Below are 20,359 nucleotides of genomic sequence, written 5' to 3' on the forward strand. Positions count from 1 at the left end.
CCGACTTTCCGTGCTCTCGCCCGCTTGCGCCCATGCCGCGCAGGCGAGTGCGCGCGCGCGGACGTCGCGTCGCACGGCCCCGGCGAGACGTCCCGAACGGTCCCGCTTCACGCCGCCCGGCGCCCTCGCTGACGCAGCCCGCCAATACCCAGGGCCGCGTCGCCGGGCACCGGGCTCTCCCATTCGTCCACTCATCCGCCGACCACCCCATGGGTCGTTGCACGCCGCCTTCCATGACCGCCTTATCCGGAGTCCTGATGATGAAGAAGATCAAAACCTGCTACCTGACCGAACTCGACGTGACCCGCCTCGAGAAATACGCGGCTGCCGACGCCAAGTTGCAGCACATGCTCGACGATGTGCTCGAACGCGCGGTGATCGTCGACTCGCACGACATCCCCGCCGACGTCGTCACGATGAACTCGCAAGCGACGCTGATCGACACGGCGAGCGGCGAACAGATGACATGGACCGTCGTCTATCCGCCCAACGCCGATTTCGGGCAAGGGCGCCTGAACGTGTTCTCGCCGGCTGGCCTCGCGCTGCTCGGCGCGCGCCGCGGCGAGAGCATCCGCTTCACGCCACCCAGCGGCGATCAGAAAGTGCTCAAGCTCGACAAAATCCTGTATCAGCCTGAAGCCGCCGACGATTTTTCACTGTAAGCCGACCGTTCCCTCGCTGTAAGTTGCCCTGTCTGATGCGATCTCGAATCAAGCATAGGAGATGTCTGGTTTCATCCGGACCAGTTTTTGAATCATTCAGACAGGTTGCCAAACCGCCGGCGGGCGGTGTATCGTGTGCGCTGCTAACGCGGGGGTCCTGCGTAGCGCGGAGCTGGAGGTCCGTGTTGCGTGGGTGAGAAATACCCTTTGAACCTGATCTGGATAATGCCAGCGCAGGGAAGCGTACGGATTTCGCTCCAGCCTCAAGGGCCTCACCTCTCCGCGATTTCCGACTACTTCCATCTCGGTCTCCTGCTTAGCCGCCCCACTTTGTACGGAGACTTGCATGAACGCCAATCCGAAGTTTATTTCCGCCGAAGCCCACGTGGACGAGGCCGCCGTCGCGCCGTTGCCGAATTCGCGCAAGGTCTACGTGAGCGGCTCGCGCCCCGACATCCGCGTGCCGATGCGCGAAATCTCGCAGGCCGACACGCCCGACAGCTTCGGCGGCGAAAAGAATCCGCCGATCTACGTGTACGACACGTCGGGCCCCTACTCCGACCCGGACGCGGAGATCGACATCCGCGCGGGTCTACCCGCGCTGCGCCAGGCGTGGATCGAGGAGCGCGGCGACACCGAGCCGCTGACCGGTCTGTCGAGCAGCTTCAGCCGCGAGCGCGCCGCCGATCCGGCCACCGCGCAGCTGCGTTTTCCGGGACTGCATCGCACGCCGCGCCGCGCGATCGCCGGCAGGAACGTGACGCAGATGCACTACGCGAAGCAAGGCATCATCACGCCGGAAATGGAATACATCGCGATTCGCGAAAACCAGCGCCGTGCCGAATACCTCGAGACCCTGAAGACGAGCGGCCCGAACGGCGCGAAGCTCGCCGCGATGATGGGGCGTCAGCACCCCGGCCAGGCATTCGGCGCGAGCGCGTTCGGTCCGAACGGCCTCACCGAAATCACCGCGGAATTCGTGCGCGAGGAAATCGCGCGCGGCCGCGCGATCATCCCGAACAACATCAATCACCCGGAAAGCGAGCCGATGATCATCGGCCGGAACTTCCTCGTGAAGGTCAATGCGAACATCGGCAACTCGGCGGTGACATCGTCGATCGGCGAGGAAGTCGACAAGATGACGTGGGCGATCCGCTGGGGCGGCGACACGGTGATGGATCTGTCGACCGGCAAGCACATTCATGAAACGCGCGAATGGATCATCCGCAATAGCCCGGTGCCGATCGGCACGGTGCCGATCTATCAGGCCCTCGAAAAGGTCAACGGCAAGGCTGAAGACCTCACCTGGGAAATCTTCCGCGACACGCTGATCGAGCAGGCCGAGCAAGGCGTCGACTACTTCACGATCCACGCGGGCGTGCGTCTGCAATATGTGCCGCTCACGGCGAACCGGATGACCGGCATCGTGTCGCGCGGCGGCTCGATCATGGCGAAGTGGTGTCTCGCGCATCACAAGGAAAGCTTCCTGTACGAGCATTTCGAAGAGATCTGCGAAATCATGAAGGCCTACGACGTGGCCTTCTCACTCGGCGACGGCCTGCGTCCCGGCTCGATCTACGACGCGAACGACGAAGCGCAACTGGGCGAGCTGAAGACGCTCGGCGAACTCACGCAGATCGCGTGGAAGCACGACGTGCAGGTGATGATCGAAGGTCCGGGCCATGTACCGATGCAGCTGATCAAGGAAAACATGGACCTGCAGCTCGACTGGTGCGACGAGGCGCCGTTCTACACGCTCGGGCCGCTGACCACCGACATCGCGCCGGGCTACGACCACATCACGTCGGGCATTGGCGCCGCGATGATCGGCTGGTTCGGCACCGCGATGCTGTGCTACGTGACGCCGAAGGAACACCTCGGTCTGCCGAACAAGGACGACGTGAAGACCGGCATCATCACGTACAAGCTCGCCGCGCATGCTGCCGATCTCGCGAAGGGTCATCCGGGTGCGCAGGTGCGCGACAACGCGCTGTCGAAGGCGCGCTTCGAATTCCGCTGGGAAGACCAGTTCAATCTCGGTCTCGACCCGGACAAGGCGCGCGAATTCCACGACGAAACGCTGCCGAAGGATTCGGCCAAGGTCGCGCATTTCTGCTCGATGTGCGGCCCGCACTTCTGCTCGATGAAGATCACCCAGGACGTACGCGAGTTCGCCGCGCAACAAGGCGTCACCGACGACGAAGCGCTGAAGAAAGGCATGGAAGTAAAGTCGATCGAGTTCATGAAGCAAGGCGCGGAGATTTATCAACGGCAATGAGCGGGTTGCGCGATTCGCGCTAACCAGCACTGCAGTATCGAAGCCCGCCGGCATGGCGGGCTTTTTTATTCCACCGCATCGAGCAGGCACGTTGCGTGCTCACTGAAGGAAACATCTGTTTCCAACAACGAGCGGAGTCAGCATCATGAAATCGATCCGTGATCTCTGTACTCGTCTCGGTACGGTCGCAGCCGCCCTTTCACTTGTCGCGGGTCTCGCGGCATGCGGCGACATGTCCCCACGCACACGCGATACCGCGATCGGCGCGGGTGTCGGCGGCGCGGCCGGCGCGGCGATCGGCGGCAATGGCTGGTCGACGCTGGGCGGCGCGGCGGTAGGCGGCGTCATCGGTAACCAGGTCGGCAAGTGAGCGTTGCGTCCGATGACGTGTCTAACGATTCATACAGGACAGCAAACGATTTTTTCGAACCACGATCCGGACTGCCGAGTGCGGCGGATGCGGTCCGCCCTCGTCCCGACGACGCGCGTGGAAATAGACTGAAATATGCGGTTGCGGTTTTGCCACAGCGCTGCCGCGGCAAGAGCGTAAGCTCCTCATAACGACGTCGCGCAAGGCGGCATCGGTTCATCGAGGAGCGCGCCATGAAGTCCCGCGTCGTCACCCATCTTTGCGTGGTGCGCCTCTCGACGCCATGCGATTCGTCCAGTTTTTCCGCGAGCTTCGCGCGGCCCGCCACCGCGATTTGCGTGCTCGCCTCGAGTCTCTTTTTTGCAGGCTGCTATTACCCCGCCGGCTACTATCCCGCCGGCTATTACCCGTCGTACTATTCGACCGCGCCCACGACCACGGCCGACCAGACCGCGCCGGCGACCGATCAACAGCAGCCGCCTCAAGCCCAGGCGCAAACGCAGGTCGCACCGCAAGACATGCCGCCCGGTTATGCGGTCCCCGCGCCCGTGTATGCGGCGCCGCCGGTTTATCCCGCCTACTATCCGCCGCCGGCTTATCCTTATCCCGCTTATTACGGCTACCCCGCCTACTACGGACCGTCGATTGCGATCGGCATTGGCGGTTATTGGGGCGGTCATTGGGGCGGCCATTGGGGCGGCCATGGGGGCGGCCATGGGGGCGGCCACTCGCATTGACCTGTCCTCTTTCGTCGCGGAGCGCGCACGCGCCGGCGCTTCAACTGCCGGCGCGCGCGCTTCTTCATGAGTCGTTTTTCCGCGCGTATCGCCCTCCGCCGCGCATACCCCGCCCGTACTTTCCCGGCTTGACGCGCCGATAGGGCGCTCTATCCTTGGAAGGTTTCATGCAGCACCCGCTTAAATCGGGCGACGCCGCTTTGTCGAGGCCACTTGCGAGCGTCCGCCGTGTCAGAGCGACGCGCCGTCATGCGCAATCCCCCGCGTCGAATTACACAACAACGAAGGAGACGTGATGTTTCATCAACTACTCACTCCGGTTGGCAATTCGCTTTTTCCGTCGTTCATCGTCGCCGCGCTGCCGATCATCGTCGTGCTCGCGTTGCTCGGCTGGGCGCGCAGGCCCGCGTGGCAAGCGTCGCTCGCGGGACTGATCATTGGTTTGATCGTGGCGATTTTCGTCTGGCAGTTTCCGGTCGGGCTCGCGTTCAACTCGGTCGCGGCTGGCGTCGTGTTCGCGATCTGGCCAGTGATGTGGATCGTGTTCACCGCGATCCTGCTGTACAACATCGCGCAGCGCTCGGGACGCTTCGAGGCCTTCCGCCTGTGGATGATCGACAACCTGCCGAACGACCGGCGCATCGTGCTCGTCGTGGTCGGCTTTTCGTTCGGCGCGCTGCTCGAGGGCATTTCGGGTTTCGGCACGCCGGTCGCGATCACGAGCTCGCTGCTGATCATGCTCGGCTTTCCGACGCTCGAAGCGCTGACCTTCACGCTGATCTTCAACACCGCGCCGGTCGCGTTCGGCGCGCTCGGCGTGCCGATCACGGTGCTCGGCGCGGTCACGCATCTGCCGTCCGACGTGCTCGCGAAAATGGTCGGGCGGCAATTGCCTTTCTTCGCGGTCCTGCTGCCCTTCTATGTGATTGGCGTGTACGCGGGTTTTCGCAACATGCTGCGAATCTGGCCGGTGCTGCTGGTCTCGGGCCTGAGCTTCGCGCTGACCCAGTTCGTCGTCTCGAACTTCGTGAACTACAGCCTGACCGACGTGCTGTCTTCGCTGGTTTCTCTGATCCTCACCGTTGCGTTCCTGCGCGTCTGGAAGCCCGCCGTCGATCCGAAATTCGCGGTCAACGTCGATCGCGTCAGCGAGGTGCGCGGCAAGATCGGCGGCGCACAGGGCTGGTATCCGTGGATCATCGTGTCGGTCGTCGTGATCATCTGGACGATCGCGAGGATCTTCACGATCGGCGACATCAAGGTGTCGTGGCCCGGTCTCGACAAGGCCGTGTTCATCACGCTCTACAACACGCCGTACGGCGCGATCTGGGACTTCCAGCCGCTCGCGACCGGTACCGCGATCCTCGTCGCCGCGCTCATCACGGCGTTCGTCGTACGGCTCTCGCCCGCCGAGTTCGGCAAGGCGATCTCCGATACGTGGGTGCAAACGCGCATCGCGATCCTGACCGTGGCAACGATCGTCGGCCTCGCTTACCTGATGAACTACTCGGGACTCACCTACACGCTCGGTCTCGGCGTTGCGTCGGTCGGGCCGCTGTTTCCGCTCGTGTCGGCATTTCTCGGCTGGGTGGCGGTGTTCCTGTCGGGCAGCGATACGTCGGGCAATGCGCTGTTCGGCAATCTGCAGGTGGTCGCGGCCAACCAGCTCAATCTGAATCCGGTGCTGATGGCGGCGACCAACTCGTCGGGCGGCGTGATGGGCAAGATGATCTCGCCGCAGAACATCGCGACCGGCGTCGCGACCACCGAGTTGAAGGGCAAGGAAGGCGTCGTGTTCGCCAAGACCTTCAAACATTCGATTCTGCTGACGGTGCTGCTTGGCGTGCTCGTCTGGGCGCAGCAGAACGTCCTGCAATGGATGATTCCGCATTGAGGCCGCGCCAGTAACGGCGCAATGCAATTCACATCTTTTCGGACGGCCGCCCGCGCATCGCGGGCGCCGTTTCCGATCCCTCCCCACTGCCGTTCCGCCTGATCGCAATTTTTCTCACATATCGGTGAGAATTGCTCGTTTGGCGCGCGCCCTCGCAGCGCTTACCATCGACCTCACCGGACGCGGCGGTCTCCCGGATCTTGCCGTTTCATCCTGTACTGAAACGATTCGCGCGATCGCACTGTTACGATGAGCTGGCGTCCCGACTCAACTGCGCGTGGCGCCATTCCAATGAAAACCAGAAACCTGCTGCAACTGCTGATCCTCGCTGCCCTGTGGGGCGCATCGTTCCTGTTCATCCGCGTCGGCGTGACCGACTTCGGCGTCGCGCCGCTGATGGCGCTGCGCGTCGGCATCGGCGCACTCTTTCTCGCGATCGTGCTGATCGCGCGACGGCCGCTGCAACAGTCCGCCACCGTGTTGCGCACGCGCGCAGTGCCGCTGCTCGTGGTCGGTATCCTCAATTCGGCGGCACCATTCTGCCTGTTCGCGTATGCCGAGCTGACGCTGTCGGCGGGCGTCACGTCGGTGATCAATGCGTGCGCGCCGCTGTGGGGCGCGCTGGTCGGCTTCCTGTGGCTGCGCGACCGGCTCAGCGTACTGCGCACGCTCGGTCTCGTGGTCGGCTTTCTCGGCGTGCTGATGCTCGTGTGGGATCAGATCGCGGCGCCGGCCGGCTCGGCCGCCTCGCCGCTGAGCGTCGCGCTCGCGGCCGGCGCCGCGCTCGGCGCGACGCTGCTCTACGGCATCGCCGCCAACTACACGAAGCGTCACCTGACTGGTGTCGACGCGCTGACCGTCGCGACCGGCACGATGATCGGCGCGACGATCGTGCTGCTGCCGCTCGCGGTCATCTACTGGCCCGCCGCGCCGATCTCGCTGCGCGCGTGGGGCGCGGTGATCGCGCTCGGCGTCGCCTGTACCGGCATCGCGTACATGCTTTTCTTCCATCTGATCGCGGTCGCCGGGCCGACGCGCGCGATCACCGTGACCTTCGTGATTCCGATCTTCGGCATTCTGTGGGGCGCGTTGTTTCTCGGCGAGACGGTGTCGCCGGGCATGCTCGAAGGGTGCGCGGTGATTCTGGTCGGCACCGCGTTGGCGACGGGCGTAGTCAAGCGCTTGCCGTGGATGGGGACGCGGCGCGCGGATACCTGAGCGCACGGAGTCAGTCGGCAACCGCGCCGGGTCGCGGCTTGCCGATCCGGTCACGTTACATCGGCTCACGCGCGCGCCCTTCGCGCGTCAAATGCATAGTCAAAAAAAACCGCCCGGATTTCTCCGGGCGGTTTCGTCGAACCGGCGGCGTCGGCCGCGAGGCCCTCGTATCAGTGCAGCTGGTCGGCCATCAGGCTCATGATCTGCTTGGCCTGCGAGCTTTCGTCGAGCTGACCCTTGTCGTCGACCACGGCCACGCGGGTCTGGTTCGGCGTCACCGCGCGCACGTTCACGCGATACTGCCTGGCGACCTTCTCCTTCTTGCCGTGGAAAACCTGGCTCCAGAAGCCCTGCTCGGCCGACGACATATCCTTCGGATCGACGTAGCGCACGAAATAGAGGCCGCGGCTCAGGTCGCGATCGTCGACCGTGAAATTGCTGCGATCGAGCGCGAGGCCCACGCGCAGCCACGCGCGGTCATACGGCTCGGCGAGCGTGAGTTCGGTCGATGAAAGCTGCGCCGACGTGTTGTTGGCCGAATCCGCGTCCGGCATAGGCGGTTGCGCCGCGAGCGCGACGTTCTGCGCGACAACGGCGGCCGTCGCCGACTTCGCACCCGCCGTCGCCGCGTTCGGCGCGATCTGCGTGCCCGCGGGCGACAGCTCGGCGTTCTGTGTGCCACCCGCGTTGCTACCCGAATCGGCCCGCGCGAGCGAGGCCATCAGGCGCTTCAGATATTCCTGCTCGAGCGCCGGGTCGTTCGGCTTGGGTTGCCACTGGGTCGACTCGTTGTTCGTACCGGTGATCGCCTCACGCATGCCTTTCTGGCTGACGAACACATAGGTGCCGCCCTTCGGCGCCGCTTCGAGACGCGTGCGGAACTTGTTGCGCTCCGAACTCACGTAGCTGTTGCCCATGGCCTTCGACAGCGTGTTGCGGATAAAGCCGTCGTTGATCTGCGCGTGGGTTTCGTTCCAGTCGGTTTCCATCACGCCCTTGTCGCGCTGGTCGACGACGAGCAGGAAGCCCTGCTCCTGCCAGAAGCGGCGGATTTGCGGCCAGGCCTGATCGGGCGTTTTATTGTCGATCACGAGCCAGCTCTCGGTGCCGTCGCGCTGGATGTGGATGCCCTGGACGGGCGGCACGACCGCGACCGCGTCGCCGGCCGGCGCCTGTGCCTGCACCTGTTTCAGCGCGGACAGCGAGGTTTCGCCGCCCTGCGGCGGCAGCGAACGCTGATCGGCCGTCTCGTCGATCATGTTCGGCGGTACGGCAAGCGATACCTGCTTCGAACGGGAGTCGCTCCTATAGTCGATTTTGGTCGGCGACGAGGTGCCGCAGCCGGCGACCAGCCCGCCTGCCATGAGCATTACTGCGAACCGCTTGGTGAGACGAAAATCAGTCATGTTCAGGGAATCCTTCCGCTACGCCACGGCAAGTTTCCGTGGATCAACCCAACATTTTACCGGTCCCGGCGAGGCCTGTGCAAAAACTGGGGTTTGCCCGCGAATCGCCGCATGCCACGGCTACGAAGCGACCACGGGAAAAAAGTCCGCGCCCATCATGCTATTTGCCTTCTTATGAGGTAAATTTAACACTCAATAACACTTTCGAGTTGACATTGGGAGTATTCCCAAGTCTTTGCCGGAGGCCCGCCGAATAAGGGCTTCCGGTCTGCATGCGGCTTGTTTTTAAACATGGCGCGCGGTCCTGTCCGCCGCGATGTGCAAAGACCAGAAAAAACCGGCGCCAGGTTAATCGAGTTATCTCAATAAAAAATCCGGCGCCAAACGAGGAAGGCCTCATGTCCCAGTCCTGTCTCAATCCATCCGCGATCGCCTCGGCGATCGCCGTCGTCGCGTGCTGCGCGAGCTTCGGCGCGCATGCCGAATTGGGCGGCACGATGCCGAGCCAGGCGGTTTCGGGCGCGAGCGCGCCGCGCACGCTGCTCAATGGCGCACTGCGCGAGCGCACGTGGACCGACGCTGGCAATACGACAATCAACGAATACGCGACCAGCACCGGCCTGATCGTCGCCTACGCATGGCAAGGCCCGACGATGCCGGATCTGCACGCGCTACTCGGCAAATACGGCGACTCGTACAAGACAGGCGCCGCGGCGGCGGCCGGCAGCGGCAATCTGCATTCGTCGCGGGTCACGCGCGCCGACGTGATCGTCGAGTCCGGCGGACCGATGCGCGGCTACGTCGGCCGCGCGTGGCTGCCGGCGGCTTTGCCCGCCGGCGTCACCTCCGACGACATCCAGTAACGCGTGCGCCCCGCACGCGTCGCTCGCGCCCCCTTCACGCCTGAGTTCCACCCGACGGATCGCCACGCCATGAAATCCGCCTTGCGTTTCCATGCCCTGCTTCTGATCGTCTGCGCGGCCCTCGTCGGCTGCGGCGGCGGAGGCGGCAGTTCCTCGTCCAGCTCGTCCGGCTCGGGCTCGACGCCGTCCGCGACCGCGCCGACCTCGTCGGCCAGTTCCACGAGCGCGTCGAACACGACGCAGAGCGCGAACGTGCCGCAATCGACCACGCCCAACGTGCAGCTGGTCACGGTCGGCGTATCGCCCGGCAATACGCGCAACATGCTGACGACGAGCGTCACCGTCTGCCAGGCCGGCACCAGCAACTGCGCGACGATCGACGACATCCAGGTCGACACCGGCTCGAATGGCCTGCGCATCCTCGCATCGGCGCTGCCGACGACCCTGTCGCTGCCGACCATCGCCGCGGGCGGCGGCGTGAGCGCCGAATGCGCGGTGTTCGGCAGCGGTTATGCGTGGGGCACGATCCGCAACGCGGACGTACGCATGGCTGGCCAACAGGCGTCGTCGATTCCGATCCAGGTAATCGCCGACAGTGCACTGCCCGCCGCACCCACCGACTGCGCGAACTCCGGCGCGTCGCTGCTGACGGTGTCGAGCCTGCACTCGAACGGGATCCTCGGCGTGGGCCTGTTCCCGGTCGACTGCGGCAACGGCTGCTCGAACTCCGCATTGCCGCGCTGGTACTACAGCTGCACGACGAGCGGCTGCACCGCAACCGCGCAGCCGCTCGCACAGCAGGTGACCAACCCGGTCAGCAGCTTCCCGCTCGACAACAACGGCGTCGTGATCGACCTGCCGGCCGTCGCCGATGCGGGCGCGGCCAGCGTGTCGGGCTCGTAGATCTTCGGCATCGGCACCCAGTCGAACAACACGCTGACGAGCCCGAACGTCCTGAAGGCGAACGCCGCGACCGGCTACGTGACGACGAACTCGGGCGGTCAGACCTATGCGGTGAGCTATCTCGACAGCGGCTCGAACGGCCTGTTCTTCCACTCGACGCAGTTCCCGTTGTGCGGCTTCTGGTACTGCCCGACTTCGACGCAGTCGGCGAGCGCGTCGATCACCGGCATCGATGGCGTGTCGAGCACGGTGTCATTCGACATAGCCAATTCGAGCACGCTGTTCTCATCGTCGAACAACGCTTTCGACAATCTCGCCGGCAATTCGAGTCAGGGCTTCGGCTGGGGCTTGCCGTTCTTTTACGGCAAACGCATTTACACGGCGATTGCGGCCCGCAATACGTCGGCCGGCCAGGGGCCGTATTACGCGTTCTGAGATTGATTGGGTTGGATGCGCAGCGATGCCGCGAGACGCGGACGGGAACTCAGCCCGCCGTGCTGGCCGGTTGCGCGGCCGGCGCGGCCAGCTTTGCCGGCGCGAGCCAGCGGAATACGTCCAGCTCTTCGCCGTGGAACGTGCACTCGGCGGCGGCCGGCGTGCTGACCCTCTTCGGCTCGGCCTGCTTCGCGGCCACATTGACGTCCGTCGCCGCTTGCGATGCCGATGCCGCGAGCGGCGCGGAGACCGCCACCTCGGACGCGCTTACCCGATGGTCGATCGTCCCCTCCACCACGACGCGCGAGCCGCGAATCGCGGCCCCGCGATGCGTGACCCGCAGCGTATCCGACGACATCCCCGACGACGCCTCGGCCAGCTTGCTGCGCATCAATTGTTCGCACGCGCTCGAGTTGCGGGTACCGATCGTGCAGGCCGCCAGCAGCGCCGCGGCGCTCGCGACACAGGCGATAGAGAGAAGGCGAATCTTCATCGATGTTCCGTTGTTCCAGGCCTCGGTCATTGTAGCTTACGACCCCGTCGCCCGACTTCGCGGCCGCCTGCCGCTTGACCTTGACGCGGCGCATCGGCATCGTGTTGACCGGCCGCGTCCTCGATGGCGCAGCCGGCAGCCCGGTTGCCCACATTGCACGGCGAATTCAAAACGACTCTACTCCCGGTAACGATCTCGGCTTCTTCATGCTCAGCCTCGTCCTGCTCGCGATCGTCGCCTACGCCGCGACCAATATCGACAACCTGTTCGTGCTGCTCGGCTTTCTGACCGAAACGGGCGTGGAGCGGCGCCGCGTGGTCGCGGGACAGTACGCGGGCTCTTTGATCCTCGTCGCCGCGGCGCTCGTGCTCGCGGCCTTGCTCACGCGCCTGCCGGCCGGTTATGTGGGCCTGCTCGGCTTGCTGCCGATCGTCGTGGGCCTGCACAAGGCCTGGCAGCGCTTCGGTCCCGGCCACGCGCGGCGCAACGCCAGCGAAGATAGCGAGGACAGCCGCGCAAGCGCTCCGCCATCCGTTCGCGGCTCATCGAGTTGGACCGTCGCGAGCGTCGCCATCGCCAACGGCTCGGACAACCTCGCCGTCTACGTGCCGCTGTACGCGAGTCGTACGCCCGCCGAGAACGCGCTGGTTTCGCTCGTGTTCGTCGTGATGATCGGGCTCTGGTGCGCGGGCGCGGCATGGCTGGTCGACCACCCGTTGCTCGGCGCGCCGATCCGGCGCTACGGCTCGGCGCTGCTGCCGCTGATCCTGCTCGCGATAGGCGTATCGGTGATTGTGAGCAGCGATACGTTGCGACTTTTGTCCGGCGCGTGATCAACGCGGGGCGTCGACGAAGACTGCGCGGCACGCAACCGCTTCAGCTTGCCGCCTTCAGCGTCGTAGTCCTCGTCTGCCGATCCTGCTTCGCCAGTCTCAATTCGCCGGCTGGGGCGGTTGCACGTAAATACGCACGCCCGCCAGCGGCGCGCCATAGCCGCCCGCGCTCGCGTTGTTCGGCAAGCCGTTGACCAGTTGCGCACGCGGATCGGTCGGATTCAGATTCAGCTCGCCCGCCTGCTGGTTGCCATGCGTCGGATACTCGCTGCCGCGCGCCGCCTGCGGCATCAGACGCGTACTGTTCTGCGGCGCGTTCATGTCGTTCTGCGCGCTGAGCCCCTGCGCGCCCGCCTGCCCGACGAACCCACATGCCAACGCCGCGCACGCGCAGATTCTCGCGAGGCTGGATATCTTCGCTACCCCTTTCATGTTCACCTCCTGCTCTGTGAATTGACGACGCCTCGTGAGCTCACCCCTGAATCGGGTGCCGCGCGAGCGTCCCACGGCACCTTCCCTGCGAGCGGCCGCTCGCCCCCTTCTGCAGCCGAGCAGGCCGCGGCCCACTCCACCTCGGCCCTTGACGCTTTCTCAATAATATGTTCCCATTGCGCACTATGTACCGCGCCCAGACCACCCTATCGCTACTACTAGCCCGCTCTACCGGGCTAGGTCTGCTGCTGCGCGCGTCCGCTTCTCTCTGATACACCGAAGCATCGCTTGAATCCCCAGTAACTGACCCAGCCCCGGTTTCCGACCGGCGGCCCAGTATCGCGTTTTCGTCGTCCGGTCGACACCCGTTCCACGGTCTCTCCCCCGGATGATGAAAATGTTGAAAAATCCTGCTACCAAGTACCGTTCGTTCAAGCCGATCAATTTGACGGATCGCCAGTGGCCGTCGCGCACCATCACGCGCGCGCCGATCTGGATGAGCACCGACCTGCGCGACGGCAACCAGGCGCTGTTCGAGCCGATGAACGCCGAGCGCAAGATGCGCATGTTCAAGACGCTGGTGCAGATCGGCTTCAAGGAAATCGAAGTCGCGTTTCCGTCGGCGTCGCAGACCGATTTCAACTTCGTGCGCGAGCTGATCGAGGGCGGCCATATTCCCGACGACGTGACGATCGAAGTGCTCACGCAGGCGCGCGACGATCTGATCGAGCGTACTTTCGAATCGTTGCGCGGCGCCCCGCGCGCGATCGTCCATCTGTACAACGCGACCGCGCCGGAATTCCGCAAGATCGTGTTCGGCCTCGAAAAGAGCGGCGTGATCGAACTCGCGCAGAAAACCGCGCGCACGATGAAGCGCCTCGCCGACGCGCAACCGGACACGCACTTCACGCTGCAATACAGCCCGGAAGTGTTCAGCGGCACCGAACTCGAATTCGCGAAGGAAGTCTGCGACGCGGTGTTCGACATCTGGCAACCGACGCCCGAGCACAAGGCGATCGTCAATCTGCCGGCCACCGTCGAAATGGCCACGCCGAACGTCTACGCGGACCAGATCGAATGGATGCACCGCAATCTCGCGCGCCGCGACTCGCTGATCGTCTCCGTCCACCCGCATAACGACCGCGGCACGGCCGTCGCGGCCGCGGAGCTCGCGGTGATGGCGGGTGCGGATCGCGTCGAAGGTTGTCTGTTCGGCAACGGCGAGCGCACCGGCAACGTCGACCTCGTCACGCTCGCGTTGAACCTGTACACGCAGGGCGTCGACCCCGAGCTCGATTTCTCGAACATCAACGAAGTCGCGCGCACGGCCGAGGAATGCACGCAGTTGCCGGTGCATCCGCGTCACCCGTATGTCGGCGATCTCGTCTTCACCGCGTTCTCGGGCTCGCACCAGGACGCGATCAAGAAGGGCTTCGCCGCGCAGAAGCCGGACGCGATCTGGGAAGTGCCGTACATGCCGATCGATCCGAACGACCTCGGCCGCACCTACGACTCCGTGATTCGCGTGAACAGCCAGTCGGGCAAGGGCGGCATCGCGTACCTGCTCGAGCAGAGCTACGGCGTCGTGTTGCCGCGCCGTCTGCAGGTCGACTTCAGCTCGGCCGTGCAGCGCTTCACAGACCAGAGCGGCCAGGAAGTCACGCCTGCGCAGATCTGGGAACTGTTCCAGCAGGAATACGTGCGCACGGCCGAGCCGGTCCGCTATATCAGCCACAGCCTGTCCGAGCATGACGGCCGCGAGCACATCAAGCTCAACGTCGAAATCAACGGCACGCCGCGCGTGCTGAGCGGCTCCGGCAACGGCCCGCTCGACGCGCTGATGCACGCCTTCGACGTGCCCGTGCGCATCCAGCACTACGAGGAACGCGCGCTCACTCAGGGCGCCGATGCGCGCGCGATCGCGATCGCGGAAATGGCCGGCGCCGATGTGGCCGGCAGCGCGTTTGGCGTCGGTGTCGATGCGAACCTGATCACCGCGTCGATCCGCGCGGTGATCAGCGGCGTGAACCGCGCGTATGCACGCGTGAACACGGATGCCCAGGAGCGCTTCTTCGACGCCGCGCTGAGCGACGCGACGGTGTGAGGCCAGCGTCTGCCGCGTTGAACGTGCGGCACGCCGTATGTTCGACGGGCTGATGACAACGAAGAAGGGGCGTTTCGACGCCCCTTCTTTTTTAATCTGGATTTATCCGCGTCAACGTTTCGGCCGACGGTCAATGAAACACGTCCCGGCCGAAGTACTTCAGCGAAATCCGCTGATACGTACCGTCTTTTCTCATGCCGGCGAGCGCGTCGTCGATCGCCAGGCGCAGCTTCGGATTGCCCTTGCGGATCAGTACGGCCGACTTGTCGCTGCTATCGGGCGACGTATCGACCGCGACGACCTTGATCCTCGCCTCGGGCTCGCGCTTCCTGTAGTCGAGAAACGACAATGAATCGTTGACGGTCGCATCGACGCGGCCCGCGACGAGCAGATCGATCGATTCGTCGAAGCCCTGCGCCGGAATCACCTGCGCGCCGTGCGCGGCCGCGATCCTGCCGACGTTGCTGGTCAGCGTATTGGCCGATTTGCGGCCCTTCAGGTCGTCGAAAGATTTGATCGTCGTGTTGTCCGATGCGACGATCAGCACCGCGTGCGACGTGATGTACGGGGCCGAGTAATCGTATTTGAGCTTGCGCTCGTCGGTGATCGCGACCTCGTTGATCACCGCGTCGTAGCGATTGACGTCGAGACCGGCGATCAGTCCTTCCCATTTGCCTTCGATGAATTGCGGCTTGACGCCGAGACGCCGCGCGATCGCGCCCCCAAGCTCGACGTCGAAGCCGGTCAGCTTGCCCGCGTCGTCGTGGTAGGTGAACGGGGCGTACGTACCTTCAGTGCCGATCCGGAACACGCCCGATGCCTTGATCCGCGCGAGATCGTCGGCGCTCGCCGGATGCGCCAGTGCTGCCTGCAACAGCGCAATCATCGCAAGTGATCGAATCGGCTTCATCGGACGGCTCCGTCTGAGTGCCTGCGCAGGTGGCGGACTGCCGCGTTTGGCGGGGAGTGCCGGCGGGCGGCCGGCTGTCTGGGCCGACTGTAGCAAACCGTCCGCGATTTTCAAAGCGCTTCGCGCGCGGTGCGTCGATCCGCACAGGTCAGCCGCTGCGCTCTGTCAAGCATATGGCGCAGGCAAAAAGGCCCCGCAAGCGCTCATGCTTTCACGAGCCTTTGCGGAGCCTTTTCGCGGAGCTTTCGGTGTGGGTCGGCGTGTCGGCGCGCCGCTCAGTACGTCTCCAGATGCAGCCGCCCTTCCCGCTTCAGCTTCGCCCACAACGCTTCCCAATCGAGCTGATGCTGCTCGCCGATATCCTTGAGCGCCTGCAGCACACCGTCCTCCATGCCCTTGAGGCCGCACACGTAGATATAGGTGTTGTCGTCCTTCAGCAGGTTCGCGACGTCGGCCGAACGTTCGCGCATTGCGTCCTGCACGTAGCGCTTCGCCTGTCCCGGGGTGCGCGAAAACGCGAGCGTGGTGTCGATGAAATCCTTCGGCAGATTCGTCAGCGGTCCAAAGTACGGCAGCTCCTCCTTGGTACGCGCGCCGAAGAACAGCATCAGCTTGCCGGTCGCGCCTTTGAGGCGCTTGCGGCGGCGATACTCGGTCATCGCGCGCATCGGCGCGGAACCGGTGCCCGTGCAGATCATCAGCAGATGCGAGTTCGGATGATTCGGCATCAGGAAGGTGCTGCCGAACGGACCGATCACGTTGACCACGTCGCCCTTCTTCAGATCGCACAGATAGTTCGAGCACACGCCATCGATCGCGTCGCCGTGCTGCTGCGACACCCGCTTGACCGTCAGCGACACGTTGTTATAGCCGGGCCGCTCGCCATCGCGCGGACTCGCGATCGAGTACTGGCGCGCGTGATGCACGCGGCCGTCGGCGGCAGCACCCGGCGGCAGAATGCCGATCGACTGGCCTTCGAGCACCGGAAACGGCATCGAGCCGAAATCGAGCACGATGTGATGGATGTCGCTCGACGTCGCGCTGTCGGTGAGCCGGTAGTTGCCGACCACCGTCGCGGTGGTCGGCGCCTTATGCGTGTAGAGATTCACGTACGGCTTCGCGGCCGACCAGGGCGGCACGACCGCGCCGCGCACGGTATCCACTTCGATGCCGTCCGCTTCGGCGGCGCTGTCGCCCGCGGTGGACGCGGCCACCGGTTCTTCAGCCGGCACCGCCATCGTGTTCTGCTCCGGCAACACGTCCCACGTAAACTGCTCGTCGATCGAATACGCGTCGGCCTTCAGCACCGTGCGCCAGTTGTCGATCGCGCCGGTCGGGCACGGCGGCACGCAGGCCATGCAGCCGTTGCAGACGTCGGCCTTCACGACGTAGTTGTTGTCGTCGTGCGTGATCGCGTCGATCGGACAGGTCTCTTCGCAGGTATTGCAGCGAATGCAGATTTCCGGATCGATCAGATGCTGCCGCAGAACTTCGACCGATACTGGGCCGTTCATGACTTCCTCCACCTGGATACGGCGAGCGCGTAGCGCGCCTTTCGTGCTTCGCCTGCTTCAGTTGAAGCGCACGTATTCGAAATCGACCGGCTGACGGTTCACGCCAATCGCGGGCGGCGCGATCCAGTTCGCGAACTTGCCCGGCTCGGCGACGCGGCCCATCAGCGAAGCGACGAACGCGCGGTCTTCCGGCGTGGCGAGCCAGTTCGCTTCGTTGGCGGCCCATTCGGCTTCGCTGAGCACGCGGCCGTCCGGCGACACCCGCGTGCCGGCGAACGTGCCGATCTGCCGGTTGAACGCCTTGTGCGGCACCGTCATGCGAAAGTCGATGCCGGCCTTCTCGAGCACCTTGTTCCAGCGCCCAACGCCCGCAACCGAGTCCTTGATGTAATCGTCGCGCAGCACTTCGTTCATCGCGTTGAGCATCGGCACTTCGCGCTCGACGAGCTTGCCGTCCCGCACGTCGAGCAGCTTGTAAGCATGTTCGTTCAGGCGATGATCGTCGTCGCGCTTGCCTTCCTCGTAGCGGCCCTTCAGACCCGAGCTATAGAACGTCGCCGCGTTCGACGAATGATCGGCGCCGAACAGGTCGATCGTGACCGAGTAATGGAAGTTCAGATAGCGCTGGATGGTCGGCAGATCGATCACGCCGGCCGCGCGGATCTTCGCGACGTCGTCGGTGCCGAGTTCGTTCATCACCTGAGCGGTGCGCTGGATCACGCGCGACACGCCCGATTCGCCGACGAACATATGATGCGCTTCCTCGGTCAGCATGAACTTCGTCGTGCGCGCGAGCGGATCGAAGCCCGACTCCGCGAGCGCCGACAACTGGAACTTGCCGTCGCGGTCGGTGAAGTACGTGAACATGTAGAACGCGAGCCAGTCCGGCGTTTTCTCGTTGAACGCGCCGAGAATGCGCGGGTTGTCCTCGTCGCCCGAGCGACGGCCGAGCAAGGCTTCGGCTTCCTCACGACCGTCGCGGCCGAAGTAGCGATGCAGCAGATACACCATCGCCCACAGATGACGGCCTTCCTCGACGTTGACCTGGAACAGGTTGCGCAGATCGTACAGCGACGGCGCGGTCAAACCGAGGTGACGCTGCTGCTCGACCGAGGCCGGTTCCGTATCGCCCTGCGTGACGATGATGCGGCGCAGGTTCGCGCGATGCTCGCCGGGCACGTCCTGCCACGCGGCTTCGCCCTTGTGCTCGCCGAAGTGGATCTTGCGATCCTGCTCGCCCGGCGTGAGGAAAATGCCCCAGCGGTACTCGGGCATCTTCACGTGGTCGAAGTGCGCCCAGCCGCCCGCATCGACGCTGACCGCGGTGCGCAGATACACGTCGTAACCGTGCGAGCCTTCCGGGCCCATGTCGCCCCACCATGACAGAAAGTTCGGCTGCCATTGTTCGAGCGCGCGTTGCAGCGCGCGGTCGTCGGCGAGGTTGACGTTGTTCGGAATCTTTTCGCTGTAGTTGATCGAGGACATGGTCGGTTCCCTGGGTCAATTCCCTGTTCGGAAGCTGCAGTGGCGAGAGGCGCGTATCGGCAGGCGGCGTCGTTTAGTCGGAGTGAGCGCGGCGCATCTCACACGCGCGACACATCGAATTGCGCCTTGCTGCCCTTGCCGTACACCTTGAGCGCACCCTTCTCGCCCACTGCGTTCGGCCGGTTGAAGATCCAGTTCTGCCAGGCGGTGAGACGGCCGAAAATGCGCGTCTCCATCGTCTCCGGCCCATTGAAGCGCAGATTTGCTTCGAGGCCGGTCAAGGCATCGGGCGACATCGCCGCGCGTTCTTCGAGCGCGATGCGGATTTCGTCGGCCCAATCGATATCGTCAGGCGACGCGGTAACGAGACCGAGGCGCTCCGCGTCGAGCGCCTTGACCGGCTGGCCGATCAGCGCGCGCGCCGCGTCGAGCGGCTCGGCTTCCTCGTAGAAGCGCCGCGCGAGCCGCGACTGATGCGTCACCATCGGATACAGGCCGAAGTTGACTTCCGACAGCGTGATCGCCGGCTCCTCGTCCTCGTTGTCGGGCAGCGCGGCCATGTAGGTGCGATCGGCGGCGAACGCGAGTTCCGCGAACGTGCCGGCGAAGCATGAACCCGGCTCGATCAGCGTGAAGATGGAGCGCGACGACACGTCGAGGCGCGCGAGCGTGCGGCGCAGCATGCCGATCGTTTCGCGCACGAACCAGTGATCCCGGTGCTGCAGCAGCGTCGCATCGACCGCGAGCAGGTGGCGCGCGTCGCCTTCGGACTTGAACACCCAGGTGCCGATGTCGAGCGCGTTGGTGCGCATCGAGAGGATCGCGTCGTCGAGTTCGCGGGCGAATTGCAGCGGCCACCAGTTGGCGCCGGCCGCGACGATCGCGGCGAGGTCGGTCGGTTGCTCGGTCTGTGGCGCGCGCGCGGTGAAGGTCGCCATACGTTTTGCGCGATCGATCGTGACGTCGACCGTCTGATAGCTGAGGCCAGCTTCGCGATCCGTGCGTTCGATGCGCGTGAGCGCGACGCCCGGCACTCCGGCCGGACGATCGCTGTGCGCGCCGAGTTCGAGCGCGCGCGCCTGAATGGCCTGCTCGAACTGGTTCGGCTTCACGACTTCGTCGACGAGACGCCAGGCCTTCGCGCGTTCGCCGCGCACGCCCTCGACCACCGTGCAGAAGATATCCGCGCGATCGTGGCGCACCTTGCGCTTATCGGTCACGCGCGTGAGTCCGCCGGTGCCGGGCAGCACGCCGAGCAGCGGCACTTCCGGCAGCGACACCGAAGAGGAACGATCGTCGATCAGATAGATTTCATCGCAGGCGAGCGCGAGTTCATAACCGCCGCCCGCGCACGCGCCGTTCACCGCGGCGAGAAACTTGAGCCCCGAATGGCGCGACGAATCTTCGAGCCCGTTGCGCGTTTCATTCGTGAATTTGCAGAAGTTGACCTTCCACGCGTGCGATGACAGCCCCAGCATGAAGATATTCGCGCCCGAGCAGAACACCCGGTCCTTCAGGCTCGTCACCACCACCGTGCGGACTTCCGGATGCTCGAAGCGAATGCGCTGAATCGCGTCGTGAAGCTCGATGTCGACGCCGAGATCATACGAATTGAGCTTCAGCTTGTAGCCGTCGCGAATGCCGCCGTCCTCGGCGATGTCGATGCCGAGCGTCGCGACCGGACCGTTGAAGCTGAGCTTCCAATGCCTGTACTGCGACGGGTCGGTGCGATAGTCGACCGGCGCGGCCTGAGCAACGGCGGTGGGTGCTGTGGACATGGGGCGTCTCCTGGCTGGACGATTCAATCTGTTTTTTGAACAAT

16 protein-coding genes, 1 pseudogene and 1 riboswitch are annotated in these 20,359 nt (G+C 64.5%); of the genes and pseudogenes, 10 read left to right on the top strand and 7 right to left on the bottom strand.

Annotation, left to right across the window (positions count from 1 at the left end; translation table 11 throughout):
• Window positions 1–257: 257 nt before the first annotated feature.
• The 6 genes from OKW41_RS34300 (at window position 258) to OKW41_RS34325 (ending at window position 7,159) form a co-directional block, all read left to right on the top strand.
• Entirely contained in the window at window positions 258–662 is a 405-nt protein-coding gene (locus OKW41_RS34300) for a GreA/GreB family elongation factor (protein WP_429450775.1), read from the top strand.
• Window positions 663–802: 140 nt separating this feature from the next.
• A riboswitch (TPP riboswitch) is annotated at window positions 803–920 on the top strand.
• A gap of 88 nt (window positions 921–1,008) precedes the next feature.
• A complete protein-coding gene (gene thiC, locus OKW41_RS34305; RefSeq protein WP_018421117.1) occupies window positions 1,009–2,940 on the top strand; it encodes a phosphomethylpyrimidine synthase ThiC in 1,932 nt (643 codons plus the stop codon).
• Window positions 2,941–3,085: 145 nt separating this feature from the next.
• Window positions 3,086–3,310, top strand: coding sequence for a glycine zipper 2TM domain-containing protein (locus OKW41_RS34310; RefSeq protein WP_429575359.1), 225 nt, complete (start codon window positions 3,086–3,088; stop codon window positions 3,308–3,310).
• A 233-nt stretch (window positions 3,311–3,543) separates the two neighbouring features.
• Window positions 3,544–4,047, top strand: a complete 504-nt coding sequence (locus tag OKW41_RS34315) for a hypothetical protein (RefSeq protein WP_429575360.1) — start codon at window positions 3,544–3,546, stop codon at window positions 4,045–4,047.
• Between the two features lie 295 nt (window positions 4,048–4,342).
• Window positions 4,343–5,941 carry an L-lactate permease gene (locus OKW41_RS34320; protein WP_429450779.1) on the top strand — a complete coding sequence of 533 codons (1,599 nt, stop codon included), beginning with the start codon at window positions 4,343–4,345 and terminating at the stop codon, window positions 5,939–5,941.
• 291 nt (window positions 5,942–6,232) lie between these two features.
• Complete coding sequence (locus tag OKW41_RS34325; RefSeq protein ID WP_429450781.1) at window positions 6,233–7,159, top strand: DMT family transporter; 927 nt, start codon at window positions 6,233–6,235, stop codon at window positions 7,157–7,159.
• A gap of 170 nt (window positions 7,160–7,329) precedes the next feature.
• On the opposite strand, the gene bamC is transcribed toward OKW41_RS34325, so the two are convergent.
• Window positions 7,330–8,565 (bottom strand): outer membrane protein assembly factor BamC, encoded by a 1,236-nt coding sequence (gene bamC / locus OKW41_RS34330; RefSeq protein WP_429575361.1) that lies wholly within the window; start codon window positions 8,563–8,565, stop codon window positions 7,330–7,332.
• A 398-nt stretch (window positions 8,566–8,963) separates the two neighbouring features.
• On the opposite strand from bamC, the gene OKW41_RS34335 reads away from it, so the two are divergent.
• Both OKW41_RS34335 and OKW41_RS34340 read left to right on the top strand, forming a co-directional pair.
• A complete protein-coding gene (locus OKW41_RS34335) occupies window positions 8,964–9,428 on the top strand; it encodes a DUF2844 domain-containing protein (protein WP_018421123.1) in 465 nt (154 codons plus the stop codon).
• A gap of 69 nt (window positions 9,429–9,497) precedes the next feature.
• A pseudogene (locus tag OKW41_RS34340) lies at window positions 9,498–10,766 on the top strand (DUF3443 domain-containing protein).
• A 49-nt stretch (window positions 10,767–10,815) separates the two neighbouring features.
• On the opposite strand, the gene OKW41_RS34345 reads toward OKW41_RS34340, so the two are convergent.
• Complete coding sequence (locus OKW41_RS34345) at window positions 10,816–11,259, bottom strand: hypothetical protein (RefSeq protein ID WP_429450786.1); 444 nt, start codon at window positions 11,257–11,259, stop codon at window positions 10,816–10,818.
• Between the two features lie 80 nt (window positions 11,260–11,339).
• Here OKW41_RS34345 and OKW41_RS34350 point away from each other — a divergent pair, with 80 nt between their 5' ends.
• Window positions 11,340–12,092, top strand: coding sequence for a cadmium resistance transporter (locus OKW41_RS34350; protein ID WP_429450787.1), 753 nt, complete (start codon window positions 11,340–11,342; stop codon window positions 12,090–12,092).
• A gap of 99 nt (window positions 12,093–12,191) precedes the next feature.
• On the opposite strand, the gene OKW41_RS34355 is transcribed toward OKW41_RS34350, so the two are convergent.
• Window positions 12,192–12,524 carry a hypothetical protein gene (locus OKW41_RS34355; RefSeq protein ID WP_429575362.1) on the bottom strand — a complete coding sequence of 111 codons (333 nt, stop codon included), beginning with the start codon at window positions 12,522–12,524 and terminating at the stop codon, window positions 12,192–12,194.
• A 397-nt stretch (window positions 12,525–12,921) separates the two neighbouring features.
• Between OKW41_RS34355 and leuA the strand changes: the two genes are divergently transcribed.
• Window positions 12,922–14,628 carry a 2-isopropylmalate synthase gene (gene leuA, locus OKW41_RS34360; RefSeq protein ID WP_429575363.1) on the top strand — a complete coding sequence of 569 codons (1,707 nt, stop codon included), beginning with the start codon at window positions 12,922–12,924 and terminating at the stop codon, window positions 14,626–14,628.
• Window positions 14,629–14,758: 130 nt separating this feature from the next.
• Here the strand turns inward: leuA and OKW41_RS34365 are convergent, their stop codons facing one another.
• The 4 genes from OKW41_RS34365 to boxC all read right to left on the bottom strand — a co-directional run bounded on the left by OKW41_RS34365 (window position 14,759) and on the right by boxC (window position 20,315).
• Window positions 14,759–15,538: an amino acid ABC transporter substrate-binding protein gene (locus tag OKW41_RS34365; RefSeq protein WP_429575364.1), complete on the bottom strand. Its 780-nt coding sequence runs from the start codon at window positions 15,536–15,538 to the stop codon at window positions 14,759–14,761.
• A gap of 275 nt (window positions 15,539–15,813) precedes the next feature.
• Window positions 15,814–17,052 carry a benzoyl-CoA 2,3-epoxidase subunit BoxA gene (gene boxA, locus OKW41_RS34370; protein WP_429450793.1) on the bottom strand — a complete coding sequence of 413 codons (1,239 nt, stop codon included), beginning with the start codon at window positions 17,050–17,052 and terminating at the stop codon, window positions 15,814–15,816.
• A gap of 57 nt (window positions 17,053–17,109) precedes the next feature.
• Window positions 17,110–18,537 carry a benzoyl-CoA 2,3-epoxidase subunit BoxB gene (gene boxB / locus OKW41_RS34375; RefSeq protein ID WP_429575365.1) on the bottom strand — a complete coding sequence of 476 codons (1,428 nt, stop codon included), beginning with the start codon at window positions 18,535–18,537 and terminating at the stop codon, window positions 17,110–17,112.
• 98 nt (window positions 18,538–18,635) lie between these two features.
• Window positions 18,636–20,315, bottom strand: a complete 1,680-nt coding sequence (gene boxC / locus OKW41_RS34380) for a 2,3-epoxybenzoyl-CoA dihydrolase (protein ID WP_429575366.1) — start codon at window positions 20,313–20,315, stop codon at window positions 18,636–18,638.
• Between the last annotated feature and the right edge of the window lie 44 nt (window positions 20,316–20,359).

Source organism: Paraburkholderia sp. UCT70 (assembly GCF_050434085.1).
Taxonomy (GTDB): Bacteria; Pseudomonadota; Gammaproteobacteria; order Burkholderiales; family Burkholderiaceae; genus Paraburkholderia; species Paraburkholderia tuberum.

What these genes read in the sequence shown, in the direction of transcription:
- OKW41_RS34345 (WP_429450786.1), bottom strand. Translation starts at nt 11,259, where the DNA reads ATGAAGATTCGCCTTCTCTCTATCGCCTGTGTCGCGAGCGCCGCGGCG.
- boxC (WP_429575366.1), bottom strand. Translation starts at nt 20,315, where the DNA reads ATGTCCACAGCACCCACCGCCGTTGCTCAGGCCGCGCCGGTCGACTAT.
- leuA (WP_429575363.1), top strand. Translation starts at nt 12,922, where the DNA reads ATGTTGAAAAATCCTGCTACCAAGTACCGTTCGTTCAAGCCGATCAAT.
- OKW41_RS34325 (WP_429450781.1), top strand. Translation starts at nt 6,233, where the DNA reads ATGAAAACCAGAAACCTGCTGCAACTGCTGATCCTCGCTGCCCTGTGG.
- OKW41_RS34335 (WP_018421123.1), top strand. Translation starts at nt 8,964, where the DNA reads ATGTCCCAGTCCTGTCTCAATCCATCCGCGATCGCCTCGGCGATCGCC.
- bamC (WP_429575361.1), bottom strand. Translation starts at nt 8,565, where the DNA reads ATGACTGATTTTCGTCTCACCAAGCGGTTCGCAGTAATGCTCATGGCA.
- OKW41_RS34320 (WP_429450779.1), top strand. Translation starts at nt 4,343, where the DNA reads ATGTTTCATCAACTACTCACTCCGGTTGGCAATTCGCTTTTTCCGTCG.
- boxA (WP_429450793.1), bottom strand. Translation starts at nt 17,052, where the DNA reads ATGAACGGCCCAGTATCGGTCGAAGTTCTGCGGCAGCATCTGATCGAT.
- boxB (WP_429575365.1), bottom strand. Translation starts at nt 18,537, where the DNA reads ATGTCCTCGATCAACTACAGCGAAAAGATTCCGAACAACGTCAACCTC.
- OKW41_RS34355 (WP_429575362.1), bottom strand. Translation starts at nt 12,524, where the DNA reads ATGAAAGGGGTAGCGAAGATATCCAGCCTCGCGAGAATCTGCGCGTGC.
- OKW41_RS34365 (WP_429575364.1), bottom strand. Translation starts at nt 15,538, where the DNA reads ATGAAGCCGATTCGATCACTTGCGATGATTGCGCTGTTGCAGGCAGCA.
- thiC (WP_018421117.1), top strand. Translation starts at nt 1,009, where the DNA reads ATGAACGCCAATCCGAAGTTTATTTCCGCCGAAGCCCACGTGGACGAG.
- OKW41_RS34315 (WP_429575360.1), top strand. Translation starts at nt 3,544, where the DNA reads ATGAAGTCCCGCGTCGTCACCCATCTTTGCGTGGTGCGCCTCTCGACG.
- OKW41_RS34310 (WP_429575359.1), top strand. Translation starts at nt 3,086, where the DNA reads ATGAAATCGATCCGTGATCTCTGTACTCGTCTCGGTACGGTCGCAGCC.
- OKW41_RS34300 (WP_429450775.1), top strand. Translation starts at nt 258, where the DNA reads ATGATGAAGAAGATCAAAACCTGCTACCTGACCGAACTCGACGTGACC.